This window comes from Sphingobacterium siyangense, from assembly GCF_007830445.1.
GTDB classification, from domain to species: domain Bacteria; phylum Bacteroidota; class Bacteroidia; order Sphingobacteriales; family Sphingobacteriaceae; genus Sphingobacterium; species Sphingobacterium siyangense.
In genome coordinates, this window is record NZ_VLKR01000003.1 from 76,001 (window position 1) to 88,580 (window position 12,580).

Below are 12,580 nucleotides of genomic sequence, written 5' to 3' on the forward strand. Positions count from 1 at the left end.
AAAAAGCTTCCATAAAAATGGAAGCTTTTTTTATACTATCTTTTCTAACATTGCGATATAGAGATCGATCCCTGCTCTAATTTCATCGATATAGATAAACTCATCTGCCATATGCGACCGCGCGCTATTGCCAGGTCCCAGCTTCAGAGAAGGGACAGGAATAAGAGCCTGATCGCTCATCGTCGGTGAACCATATACTTTACGTCCCAGTAGAATGCCTGCTTTGACGATTGGATGCGTTTCAGGAATAGAAGAAGACTTCAGGCGCGTCGATCTCGCTGTGACCTCTGATTTTACATGAGACTTGATAATATCCAACGTCTCTTCATTCGAATAAGCATCTGTGGTTCTGACATCGACAACAAAGTTACAAGTAGCCGGTACCACATTGTGCTGTGATCCCGCCTGAATCACGGTTACCGACATCTTAATTGGGCCTAAAGTTGAAGAAGTCCTTTCAAATGTATAATTTTGAAACCATTCAATATCCTTGATCGCTTTATAGATAGCATTATCGCCCTCATTACGTGCGGCATGTCCAGCAGTTCCTAAAGCGGTACAATCCAACACCATCAGCCCCTTTTCTGCAATTGCCAAATCCAATAAGGTAGGTTCACCCACAATTGCAAAATCAATTGGACCGATATCATCCAAAACAGATTCTACACCGTTCTTACCTGAGATCTCTTCTTCAGCACTGGCGACCAGACAGAAGTTATACTTCAACTCCGTCTGCTGGTAAAAATACAAAAATGTAGCTATCAATGATACCAAACAGCCCCCAGCATCATTGCTTCCCAATCCGAACAATTTACCTTCCTCTACAGTTGCTGCCAAAGGATCTCTCGTATAACCCGTATTTGGTTTAACTGTATCGTGATGCGAATTAAGCAATATCGTAGGTTTAGTGATATCATAATGGGCGTTATACACCCAGACATTATTGCCTTTCCGATGTGTTTTTATATCACGCTCCTGAAAGAAGCGATCAATTAAATCTGCCGTGAACTCTTCCTCTTTACTTAAAGACGACAGTCCAATTAATTGTTTTAAAAGGGCCAGCGCATCTTCAAATAGACGCTGTTTATCCTTCATGGTATAGTCCTCCTGCTTTATCCGCAGACAGTTTAATTCCCTTTATAAAAGCAGAACTAAAACCGTTATGTTCCATTTCGTTCAATCCCGCTATTGTACATCCCTTTGGTGACGTCACCTTATCAATCTCTCCTTCTGGATGAGCATTGGTATGCAATAGCAAATCAGCAGCGCCTTTTGCAGTTTGAACTGCCATTTTTAATGCGTCATGCGCATGAAATCCGATTTCAACTCCACCTTGTGAAGCCGCGCGAATAGCACGCAGGAAGAACGCAATACCGCAGGCACACAATGCCGTTGCCGATGTCATCAGGTCTTCATTAATGACAACCACTGAACCAACAGTTTCAAACATCTTCTCAACCTCCTTCAAACTATCGTCCGAAGCATTGTCGCTGGCGATACAAGTCATTGATTGAGCTATTGCTATTGCTGTGTTGGGCATTGCCCGTATAACTGTGGCATCTGCACCCAACTCTGCTTTCAAATCAGCACAAGAGACTCCTGACACAATAGAGACAAAAATCTGATTTGTCTTGTCAATGACTGGAGCGACTTCCACCAATACCTTTTTTAGTTGTTGAGGTAGTATTGCGAAAACAACAATATCAGCCCCCTTTACAGCGAGCCTATTATCATTACTTACTGAGAAGCCCTGGCTCGCTTCTTCGGCCAGTGCATTCAAATTTCTCCTCGTCAATGTAATATCGGCAGCATTGGCAAATTCACTTTTTACAAGTCCTTTTGCCAAAGAAAGACCGATATTACCGCTTCCGATAATGGTGACCTTTTTCATAGCGATCGTTGGGTTTAGGTTAGATTTTTATTTTAATGTCAAGCAAGTGCCAAATTGTCCTTGTTGAAACAAATGCAAATTATTAGCATTTCCAATATAGACCTCTTGAACACCTTTATTTATAGCATTGAATGCATTTTGCAACTTAGGAATCATCCCGTCATTCACCACGCCGGATTCCTTAAGATGTTCAAACTCTTCTGACTTAATCGTTGGGATTACTGAATTCTCATCTGTTACATCGCGCAAAACGCCGTTCTTCTCAAAACAATAAACCAGAGAAGTTTCATATAATGAAGCCAAAGACACCGCCAATGAAGAAGCTATAGTATCCGCGTTGGTATTGAGCAATTGTCCAAGGCCATTGTGTGTAATAGCTGAAAACACAGGAACAAACCCTGCTTCCAAAAACTTCTTGATGGCCAGGGTATTTACAGAGTCATGCAACAAATCACCTACAAAGCCATAATCGATATCTTTTACAGGACGCTTTATAGCTTTTATGACATCCCCATCAGCTCCGGTTAATCCGACGGCATCGCATTTCAAATTTTGCAACTTAGCAACGATTGTCTTGTTTGTCAATCCAGCGTATACCATTGTTACAATGCGTAACATTTCCTCATTTGTCACACGACGCCCTTCTATCATTTGGGCTTCAATTCCAAGTTCACTAGCCAGGCGAGTCGCTATTTTACCACCGCCATGTACAAGAATCTTTTTCCCTGACAATGCAGAGAACTTTTCCAAAAAAGAATCCAATTGGCGTTCATCATCAATAATATTCCCGCCAATTTTAATTATATTTAATACACTATTAGCCATTACGCAACTTTTCCCAATAAAAATAGTTTTTCAATAATCTATAGGATTGGACTATGCCAAATCCTCTAACATACGTTTCAAAACAACCTGAGCAGCCCATACACGGTTGCTAGCCTCTTTAATCACGAGTGAATTTGGTCCATCTAAAATCTCAGAAGACAATTCAAGATCTCTTCTTACTGGCAAACAATGCATTACTTTGGCATCATTCGTCAAATTGAGCTTCTTGTTATCCATCATCCAATCTTCATCAACACCATATACCTCGCCATATTCTTGATAAGAAGACCAGTTTTTCACATAGACAAAATCAGCATTCTTTAAACTTTCTTCAAGATTATTAGATATGGTTGCTCCAGCGGTAAATTCTTCACTTAACTCATAGCCCATAGGTTGAGCTATCGTAAAATCGACCAATCCCTCTTCTTGTGCTTTGCACATCCATTCTGCGAAAGAATTAGGTACCGCTTGAGGTAATGCCTTAACATGCGGAGCCCAAGCCAATACCACTTTCGGCTTTTCAGTCTTCTTGTACTCAGTGATGGTAATCATATCTGTCAAACTCTGCAGTGGATGGCGTGTTGCACTCTCTAAGGAAACAACAGGAACACCACAGTACTTAATGAATTTGTTGAACAGGTCTTCACTATAATCCTCTTCACGATCTTTCAATTTTGGAAAGGAACGAAGTCCCAAAATATCACAATACTCACCCATAACAGCAGCGGCCTCGCGAATATGTTCAACAGTTGTCCCGTTCATCACAACACCATCCTGTGTTTCAAGCGCCCAACCATCTTTATCCATATTCATGACCATCACATTCATGCCCAAATTCATTGCCGCTTTTTGTGTGCTCAGACGCGTACGCAAACTCGGATTCAAAAATACAAGTCCCAACGTTTTATGTTGACCAAGGTCCTGATTGTCATATGGTGCCGCTTTCAAAGCTAACGCTTCTTGAACAACGTCCGCTACACTAGACACATCCTTAACAGAGAAAAACTTTTTCATCTATATTTATTTATTCGAGTGCATTTTCAACGAGCAATCAATAGGCCCGTCACACTCAGTATATATTCTAACTACTACAGCGCAATCAAATTTACATGAGCCAATGTGTGGCTATTGGATAATTTGATCGACAGCTTTAAGGTTCTATGCAACCGTTACTGCTTTGATATGTGCTTTCAATGCCGATAAAAACTGATCAGCATGATCTTTCGTAATATTCAAAGCAGGCAACAAGCGAATCACAAAAGGCTTAGCCTCCCCTGTAAAGATACGGTTCTTTACCAAGAGATCTTTCTTCACATGGGCCAAAGATTCAGGTAGTTCTATACCGATCATTAATCCTCGGCCTCTCACTTCGACAATTTCCTCGATTTGCTTAAGCTCATCAATAAGATATTGTCCGACTTGAGCCGCATTCTCCATCAGTTTATCTTGTTGGATAATCTCCAATACAGCCAGTGCGGCAGCACATGCGAGATGATTGCCACCAAATGTCGTCCCCAAACTCCCGTAAGTCGCTTTAAATTTGGGCGATATACTGATTGCACCAATTGGAAAACCATTGCCCATACCTTTTGCCATCGTGTAAATATCGGCTTCAACGCCTGAATAGTCCTGCGCATAGAATAAGCCTGTTCTTCCATACCCACATTGCACTTCGTCCGCAATAAACACAGCATTATATTGATCACAAAGAGAGCGAATCAACTGAAGAAACGATACTGACGCTTCTCTGATTCCACCTACGCCCTGGATACTTTCTACGATAACAGATGAAATTTCATTACCATATGATGCGAAAGCCTCAGTCAAAGCCGCTTCATCATTGAAAGGAAGAAATACAATATTATCGGTCTCGTTGACGGGAGCCACGATACTCGGGTTATCTGTTGCCGCTACGGCCAATGAGGTTCTTCCATGAAACGCTTTTGAAAACGCTATGACTTTTTTTCGCTTATTGTAAAAAGATGCCAGCTTCAATGCGTTTTCATTTGCTTCCGCGCCAGAATTGCAAAGAAATAAATCATAATCAACCTTTCCCGAAACTTCCCCTAACAATCGGGCAAGTTCACGCTGAATTGGAATCTCGACAGAGTTGGAATAGAACCCAATACGGTTCAATTGTTCTGTGATGCGTTGTACATAATGTGGGTGCGTGTGTCCGATCGATATCACAGCATGGCCACCATACAAGTCCAAGTAAGCATTTCCTTCGGCATCCCACACCGTTGATCCATTAGCCTTTACTATGTTAATGGGATTAATGGGATAAACATCAAATGGTTTCATCTTAATGAATTATAGATTGATAAACGAAATAGCTAGTAATAGAAAAAGCTATCAGATTTTAGCAATACAAATATATTAGTTATAACGGTAGGAATGGTCATAAAATAAAAAAAGTCCCCTTAAAAAGAGGACTTTTTTATGCTAGATCAGAAGAAGACTATTCTCCGTCTACTTTTTCTTCACCTTCTACTTCAGCTTTAACTTCTGCAGGAGCTTCAGTTTCAGCAGTAGTAGCTTTTTTAGCACCACCACGACGACGAGTAGCTTTTTTCTCAGCAGCAGCAGCTTTTTTACCGTAGATTTCGTTGTAATCAACTAGTTCGATGAAAGCCATTTCCGCGTTATCACCTAAACGGTTTTCCATTTTAATGATACGAGTGTAACCACCTGGACGGTTAGCTACTTTTTCAGAAATTTCGCGGAATAAGATAGAAACAGCGTCTTTATCTTTCAAATAAGCGAATACTGTACGACGAGAGTGTGTTGTGTCGTTTTTAGATTTAGTAATCAAAGGCTCAACATACGTACGTAAAGCTTTAGCTTTAGCCAAAGTAGTTGTAATACGTTTGTGTAGGATTAATGATGTTGCCATGTTAGCCAACATTGCTTTTCTATGGCTATCCGTACGGCCTAAGTGATTTACTTTTTTTCCGTGTCTCATTTTGATTTTATTATACTAATCGTACCGTTTTTGTATATGTCATTTATGTGAACATCACATATCCAGACAGCCAAAAGGAATTACGACTAGTGGTCGCTTAATAAATTATTATTCTTCGTCTAATTTGTATTTTGCCAAGTTCATTCCGAATGATAAACCTTTCGATTTAACCAATTCTTGGATTTCACTTAACGATTTTTTACCGAAGTTTCTGAATTTCAACATATCAGCTACGTCATAAGTTACTAACTCAGCCAATGTGCGAATATCCGCAGCTTTCAAACAGTTCAATGCGCGAACTGAAAGATCAAGATCTACTAATTCTGTTTTCAAGATCTTACGCATATGTAAGATTTCTTCATCAACAACTTTAGTTTCTTCTTTCGTTTGAGACTCAAGAAGCATATTCTCATCAGAGAATAAAATAAAGTGTTGAATTAAGATCTTAGCAGCTTCTTTCAAAGCTTCTTCGGGGTGAATTGAGCCATCAGTAGAGATATCCAACAACAATTTCTCGTAGTCAGTCTTTTGCTCTACACGGTAATTCTCAATGGTATATTTAACATTCTTGATCGGAGTAAAGATCGAATCGATTGCGATAACACCTACTGGAGCATCAACAACTTTATTCTCATCAGCATTTACGTATCCACGACCTTTGGCAATACTCAATTCCAATTCAATTGTCACTGAATTATCCATGTTACAGATTACCATGTCTGGGTTTAAGACCGTAAAGTTATTAGAGAATTTTGTGATATCACCAGCTAAGAATTGCTCTTGACCATTGATTACTACAAATACCTTTTCGTTGTCACCAATCTCACCTGTTTTTTTGAAACGAATTTGTTTCAAGTTCAAGATAATTTCAGTTACGTCTTCAACAACACCTTTGATCGTTGAAAATTCGTGCGAAACGCCAGAAAACCTTATCGACGTAATTGCATATCCTTCTAAAGAGGACAATAGAATACGGCGCAAAGCATTACCAATGGTTACACCAAAACCAGGCTCCAATGGACGAAATTCAAACGTACCATCAAAATCCGTAGATTTTTGCATGATAACTTTATCCGGTCTTTGAAATGCTAAAATTGCCATTTATTTTCTTTTAATGTTTTATTTGTAATAATAATTGTAATACAACAGAAGATGCATACCCCAAAAATTGGACTATGCATTCTTCTATTTTATTTATTATTTAGAGTATAACTCAACGATTAAGTTCTCTTTGATGTTTTCAGGAATGTCAGCTCTTTCTGGATAGCTTAAGAAAGTACCTGTCAATTCTTTCGCATTCCACTCTAACCAAGAAAATTTGTTTACAGTACGACCTGCAACTGAATTTGTGATGGCTTCAAGTGTTTGAGAACGTTCACGAACTGCTACAACGTCACCTGGACGCAAGCTATATGATGGAATGTTAACAACTTCGCCGTTAACAGTAACGTGTTTATGGGATACCAACTGACGAGCAGCGGCACGAGAAGTAGCGATACCTAAACGGTAAACTACGTTATCCAAGCGAGCTTCTAACAATTTCAAGAAGATCTCACCTGTAATACCTTGTTTAGAGGCAGCTTTAACAAATAAGTTTGAGAACTGACGCTCCAATACACCGTAAGTGTATTTTGCTTTTTGTTTTTCTAACAACTGAATAGCATATTCAGATTGTTTACCTCTGCGTTTAGAAGCTCCATGTTGTCCAGGAGGGTAATTTTTCTTTTCTAACGCTTTATCTGGGCCGAAGATCGGCTCTCTAAATTTACGGGCAATTTTGGACTTAGGTCCTGTATATCTAGCCATTTTCTTTTACAATTAAAGTATCTATCAGCCTATAGCCGATGAATCTTATCTTTAAATTAATTAAACTCTTCTGCGTTTTGGAGGACGACAACCGTTGTGAGGAAGTGGAGTGATATCTTTGATAGTAGTCACATCGATTCCTACTGTTTGCAATGTTCTGATTGCCGATTCACGACCAGCACCAGGTCCTTTAACAAACACTTCAACTTTACGTAAACCCAAGTCGTGAGCAACTTTTCCACAGTCTTGTGCAGCTTGACCAGCAGCGTATGGAGTGTTCTTTTTAGAACCACGGAAACCCATTTTACCAGCACTAGACCAAGAAATAGTTTGACCTTGATTATTTGTCAAAGTTACAATGATATTGTTAAACGTTGCGTTAATGTGAGCCTGACCTACAGGTTCGATAACAACGATACGCTTTTTTGCAGCTTTTTTAGTTTTAGCCATTTCTTATTTATTATTTAGTAGCTTTTTTCTTGTTTGCAACTGTCTTACGTTTACCTTTACGAGTACGTGAGTTGTTTTTAGTACGTTGACCACGAACTGGTAAGTGTTTACGGTGACGCAATCCACGGTAACAACCGATATCCATTAAACGTTTGATGTTTAATTGAATTTCAGAACGCAATGCACCTTCCACTTTCAATTCGTCGTTAATGATGGTACGAATTGCTGCCAATTGCTCATCATTCCACTCTTGTACCTTCACATCTTCGCTGATACCAGCTTTTTCCAAGATATATTCAGCTCTTGTACGACCGATACCAAAAATATAGGTAAGGCCGATCACACCTCTTTTGTTTTTAGGTAAATCAATACCTGCTATCCTTGCCATATAATATTAAGCTATTATTTTTTTAATGAATTAACCCTGACGTTGTTTAAACTTTGGGTTCTTTTTGTTGATTACAAAAACTTTACCTTTACGACGGATGATCTTACAGTCCGCGCTACGTTTTTTTATTGATGCTCTTACTTTCATGATATTTATTTTTTCAAAAGCTTGCGCTAATACAAGGGCTTACAGCTATTTATAGCGATAAGTAATCCTTCCTTTAGTCAAATCATACGGAGACATTTCCAATTTAACTTTATCACCAGGTAAAATTTTGATATAGTGCATGCGCATTTTACCAGAAATATGGGCAATGATTTCATGTCCATTTTCCAACTCTACCCTAAACATAGCATTAGAAAGTGCCTCTCTAATTATACCGTCTTGTTCTATTGAGGCTTGTTTAGCCATATATTCTCGATTAAATTTAATTTAAAAGCCTGCGAACAGGAGTGCAAAGATAAATAAAAATAATTGAAAACCAACTACTTTTTGTTCAAAACTTTCTCTACATGTTCGAATGTCAGCAACACATCTGGTTCTCCTTTTCGGATTGCAACCATCTGTTCGAAGTGCGCCGATAATTTCCCATCCACTGTACTTACTGTCCAACCATCATCCCAAAAACGAACACCCGCACGCCCCGCATTGATCATCGGTTCGATACAAATAACCAAACCTTCTTCCAATTTAGGACCAGCACCTCGTTTTCCATAATTAGGAACCTCAGGTTTTTCATGTAAGTGATAACCAACTCCGTGTCCAACCAGCTCGCGAACAATTCCGAATCCGAATTTGCTCACATACTCCTGAACAGCTGAAGAAATATCCCCAACACGTTTACCAGCCACCGCCTGTTCAACACCTTTGTACAATGATTCCTTTGTTACATCCAATAACAACTGTGCTTCCTCAGATATTTCACCTACACCAAAGGTGTATGCGGAATCACTGATAAAGCCGTTCAGATTGACACCACCATCGACCGAAACAAGATCTCCATCTTTAATTTCATAATCACTTGGAAAGCCGTGTACAATTTGATCGTTGACAGATATACACAAAGAATATGGAAATCCCTGATAATTTAAGAACGCAGGCGTCCCGCCGTTATCATGAATATACTCATAAGCTAATTTATCAAGAGATATAGTCTTTACCCCAGGTTTAATCACTTTTGCGATTTCACCAAGCAATTGCGAAAGCACATCTGCTGACTTCCGCAATTGCTCTATATCTTCTGCTGACTTATAAAATACTTTAGACATCTAAAGAAATTAAATTGCCGAATGATCCATTCCCTCAACAGACGCGGCCGAACGACCTTTAATACGACCTGTTTTCATTAATCCATCGTAATGACGCATCAATAAATGAGATTCGATCTGTTGCAAAGTATCCAACACCACACCTACTAAAATCAATAATGACGTACCACCGTAGAAGTGCGCAAATTGATTATTAATACCAAACAAACTTGCAATAGCAGGTAGAATAGCAATGATCGCTAAGAAAATTGCACCTGGAAATGTAATATTTGATATTACGCGGTCTATAAAATTACTAGTTTCCAATCCCGGTTTAATACCCGGTACAAAACCTCCGTTCTTCTTCATGTCGTCCGACATCTGTTGTGGGTTCACCATAATCGCTGTATAGAAAAACGTAAATGCGATAATTAACACCGCAAATGTCACGTTATATGCTACAGACGTATAGTTACTCAACGAAGTCAAAAATTCCGACTGAAGATTTGGGAAGAACTGTCCTAAACTCATTGGCACAAACATGATTGCCTGCGCAAAAATGATAGGCATTACACCTGCAGCATTTACCTTTAACGGTATATACTGACGTACTCCACCGACTTGCTTGTTTCCAACGATTTTCTTCGCGTATTGTACAGGGATCTTACGAACACCTTGTACGATCAAGATCGTAAAGATCACAACAAAGAACAAAGCTACAAATTCAAGCAACAATGGAATTGGACCACCACCACCTTTCGCCATTCTAGAAACCCATTCCGCAGTGATACCACTTGGCAATTGAGCGATAATACCAGTCATGATGATCAAAGAAATACCATTACCGATACCTTTATCAGTAATTTTTTCCCCTAACCACATCACAAATAAAGTACCGCCTGTCAAAACTATAGCAGTTAGAATAGTGAATAATGGGTCAGCTATTGTCTTAGCACTTGGCTCGATTTGAGTACGTACATAAGCAAAAGCCTGAAGCAAAGTAATCCCTAAAGTTAAATAGCGAGTAATTTGATTCATTTTTTGACGACCACTTTCCCCTTCCTTCTGCATCTTTTGGAAGTAAGGAACCGCGATGCCCAGCAATTGAACAACAATGGATGCCGAGATATATGGCATTACCCCTAAAGCAAAGATAGCCGAACGAGAGAAAGATCCCCCCGCAAACATATCCAGTAAGCCCAATAAACCCTCTTTTTGACCAGAGGCCAAAGCATGAGGATTTACACCTGGTAATACCACGTGACATCCAATACGGTAAATCAAAAGAAAAAGTAAGGTATTTAGAATACGCGTACGTAAATCATCGATTTTCCAAATATTGGTTAAGGTTGTGATTAGTTTCTTCATTTATTAAATTTTAACGATAGAACCGCCTGCAGCTTCAATAGCTTTTTGAGCAGAAGCAGTAAACGCGTGCGCTGTTACTTCAACTTTAGCTTTCAATTCACCGCGACCCAAGATTTTAACTTTGTCATTTTTAGACACTAAACCATGAGCTTTCAATGCGTCGAAATCTACAGCTGTTAAATTGTGTTTCTCGATCAACGCTTGTAAAGTATCTAGGTTTACACCATTGTACTCAACACGGTTGATGTTTTTGAAACCAAATTTAGGCACACGACGTTGCAAAGGCATTTGACCACCTTCGAAACCGATTTTCGTAGAGTGACCTGAACGAGAACCAGCACCTTTGTGACCACGCGTTGAAGTACCACCACGACCAGAACCAGTACCACGGCCAATACGTTTGCTACTTTTTACTGCACCTTTTGCAGGTTTTAAATTACTTAAGTTCATTTTTAAACTAAATTGTGCTAGCCCTTCGCTCTCACTAAACAGGTACTAGCGATTAAAAAATAATGATTATTAATAACAAGTAATGGAAGAAGCCCAAAGACCTCTTCCATATGCTAATATTAAATAGTTTCGATAGCTACTAAATGGTTTACTTTACGTACCATTCCAATAATTGATGGAGTAGCTTCAACTTCTACTGAGTGGTTGATTCTTTTCAAACCCAATGCCTCAATAGTTTTCTTTTGGCGCTCGCTTCTGTCGATAACGCTCTTTATCTGGGTGATTTTGATTTTTGCCATGATAATTAACCGTTAAATACTTTATTCAAATCGACACCGCGGTGTTGTGCTACTGTATACGCATCACGCATTTCTGCTAAAGCAGTTACAGTTGCTTTTACCACGTTGTGTGGGTTAGAAGAACCTAATGATTTAGCCAATACATCTTTAATACCAGCAGACTCCAATACTGCACGCATTGCACCACCTGCTAAAACTCCCGTACCACCTACAGCTGGTTTAATCAAAACTGAACCACCAGAATATTTACCATATTGCGCGTGAGGAACAGTACCTTTGATAATAGGAACTTTTACCAAATTTTTCTTTGCGTCATCGATACCTTTCGTGATTGCTTCAGTTACCTCTTTAGCTTTACCTAAACCGTAACCTACGATACCGTTTTCATCACCTACTACAACAATTGCAGAGAAGCTGAAAGTACGACCACCTTTAGTAACTTTAGCTACACGTTGGATACTTACTAAGCGATCTTTTAATTCAATTTCGCTTGATTTTACTCTTTTTATATTGCTTAATGCCATTTCTTTCTATGATTAAAAGTCTAAACCGCCTTCGCGAGCACCTTCAGCCAAAGATTTGATACGGCCATGGTATAAGTACCCATTACGGTCAAAAACTACTTTATTAATACCTGCTGCTACTGCTTTTTCAGCCACCAATTTACCTACAGCTTTAGATTGATCAACCTTGTTACCAGATGCAACAAACTCTTTTGACAAGCTAGATGCAGCAACTAATGTTTTACCTGCATTGTCATCAATGATTTGCGCATAGATACCTTTGTTACTTCTAAAAACCGATAAACGTGGACGTTCAGACGTTCCAGCAAGGTTTTTTCTGATTCCTTTTTTGATTCTCTCTCTACGAGATGCTTTTTGTCCTGCCATG

The 12,580-nt window shown here is 39.2% G+C and carries 18 protein-coding genes; all 18 read right to left on the reverse strand.

Annotated elements, in window-relative coordinates; translation table 11 throughout:
• Positions 1-30: 30 nt before the first annotated feature.
• The 18 genes from IQ31_RS04185 to rplR all read right to left on the reverse strand — a co-directional run bounded on the left by IQ31_RS04185 (position 31) and on the right by rplR (position 12,579).
• Positions 31-1,095, reverse strand: a complete 1,065-nt coding sequence (locus IQ31_RS04185; protein ID WP_088160094.1) for a M20 family metallo-hydrolase — start codon at positions 1,093-1,095, stop codon at positions 31-33.
• Positions 1,085-1,891, reverse strand: a complete 807-nt coding sequence (proC, locus tag IQ31_RS04190; RefSeq protein ID WP_075990881.1) for a pyrroline-5-carboxylate reductase — start codon at positions 1,889-1,891, stop codon at positions 1,085-1,087. The genes IQ31_RS04185 and proC overlap by 11 nt, the downstream gene beginning before the upstream one ends.
• Before the next feature lie 27 nt (positions 1,892-1,918).
• Positions 1,919-2,716 (reverse strand): acetylglutamate kinase, encoded by a 798-nt coding sequence (argB, locus tag IQ31_RS04195; RefSeq protein WP_075990880.1) that lies wholly within the window; start codon positions 2,714-2,716, stop codon positions 1,919-1,921.
• A 51-nt stretch (positions 2,717-2,767) separates the two neighbouring features.
• Entirely contained in the window at positions 2,768-3,730 is a 963-nt protein-coding gene (locus IQ31_RS04200; protein ID WP_075990879.1) for a Rossmann-fold NAD(P)-binding domain-containing protein, read from the reverse strand.
• 144 nt (positions 3,731-3,874) lie between these two features.
• Positions 3,875-5,020 (reverse strand): aspartate aminotransferase family protein, encoded by a 1,146-nt coding sequence (locus IQ31_RS04205; RefSeq protein WP_088160093.1) that lies wholly within the window; start codon positions 5,018-5,020, stop codon positions 3,875-3,877.
• Between the two features lie 157 nt (positions 5,021-5,177).
• The gene (gene rplQ, locus IQ31_RS04210; protein WP_088160092.1) at positions 5,178-5,681 is read right to left on the reverse strand and encodes a 50S ribosomal protein L17; all 504 of its coding nucleotides are present in this window, start codon (positions 5,679-5,681) and stop codon (positions 5,178-5,180) included.
• A 108-nt stretch (positions 5,682-5,789) separates the two neighbouring features.
• Positions 5,790-6,782, reverse strand: coding sequence for a DNA-directed RNA polymerase subunit alpha (locus IQ31_RS04215; RefSeq protein ID WP_046674887.1), 993 nt, complete (start codon positions 6,780-6,782; stop codon positions 5,790-5,792).
• Positions 6,783-6,878: 96 nt separating this feature from the next.
• Positions 6,879-7,487, reverse strand: coding sequence for a 30S ribosomal protein S4 (rpsD, locus tag IQ31_RS04220; RefSeq protein WP_046674886.1), 609 nt, complete (start codon positions 7,485-7,487; stop codon positions 6,879-6,881).
• A 60-nt stretch (positions 7,488-7,547) separates the two neighbouring features.
• On the reverse strand, positions 7,548-7,937 hold the full coding sequence (gene rpsK, locus IQ31_RS04225; RefSeq protein ID WP_046674885.1) for a 30S ribosomal protein S11: 390 nt from the start codon (positions 7,935-7,937) through the stop codon (positions 7,548-7,550).
• Positions 7,938-7,947: 10 nt separating this feature from the next.
• The gene (gene rpsM / locus IQ31_RS04230; RefSeq protein ID WP_046674884.1) at positions 7,948-8,325 is read right to left on the reverse strand and encodes a 30S ribosomal protein S13; all 378 of its coding nucleotides are present in this window, start codon (positions 8,323-8,325) and stop codon (positions 7,948-7,950) included.
• Between the two features lie 30 nt (positions 8,326-8,355).
• The gene (gene ykgO / locus IQ31_RS04235; RefSeq protein WP_013665024.1) at positions 8,356-8,472 is read right to left on the reverse strand and encodes a type B 50S ribosomal protein L36; all 117 of its coding nucleotides are present in this window, start codon (positions 8,470-8,472) and stop codon (positions 8,356-8,358) included.
• Positions 8,473-8,517: 45 nt separating this feature from the next.
• Positions 8,518-8,736: a translation initiation factor IF-1 gene (infA, locus tag IQ31_RS04240; RefSeq protein WP_002997456.1), complete on the reverse strand. Its 219-nt coding sequence runs from the start codon at positions 8,734-8,736 to the stop codon at positions 8,518-8,520.
• A 74-nt stretch (positions 8,737-8,810) separates the two neighbouring features.
• Positions 8,811-9,593 (reverse strand): type I methionyl aminopeptidase, encoded by a 783-nt coding sequence (gene map, locus IQ31_RS04245; protein ID WP_046674883.1) that lies wholly within the window; start codon positions 9,591-9,593, stop codon positions 8,811-8,813.
• 9 nt (positions 9,594-9,602) lie between these two features.
• Complete coding sequence (gene secY / locus IQ31_RS04250; RefSeq protein ID WP_046674882.1) at positions 9,603-10,940, reverse strand: preprotein translocase subunit SecY; 1,338 nt, start codon at positions 10,938-10,940, stop codon at positions 9,603-9,605.
• Positions 10,941-10,943: 3 nt separating this feature from the next.
• Positions 10,944-11,390: a 50S ribosomal protein L15 gene (gene rplO / locus IQ31_RS04255; protein WP_070570400.1), complete on the reverse strand. Its 447-nt coding sequence runs from the start codon at positions 11,388-11,390 to the stop codon at positions 10,944-10,946.
• A 119-nt stretch (positions 11,391-11,509) separates the two neighbouring features.
• The gene (gene rpmD / locus IQ31_RS04260) at positions 11,510-11,689 is read right to left on the reverse strand and encodes a 50S ribosomal protein L30 (RefSeq protein ID WP_046674880.1); all 180 of its coding nucleotides are present in this window, start codon (positions 11,687-11,689) and stop codon (positions 11,510-11,512) included.
• Positions 11,690-11,694: 5 nt separating this feature from the next.
• Positions 11,695-12,213 carry a 30S ribosomal protein S5 gene (rpsE, locus tag IQ31_RS04265; RefSeq protein WP_075990876.1) on the reverse strand — a complete coding sequence of 173 codons (519 nt, stop codon included), beginning with the start codon at positions 12,211-12,213 and terminating at the stop codon, positions 11,695-11,697.
• A gap of 12 nt (positions 12,214-12,225) precedes the next feature.
• Entirely contained in the window at positions 12,226-12,579 is a 354-nt protein-coding gene (gene rplR / locus IQ31_RS04270) for a 50S ribosomal protein L18 (RefSeq protein WP_088160091.1), read from the reverse strand.
• Position 12,580: the final 1 nt, after the last annotated feature.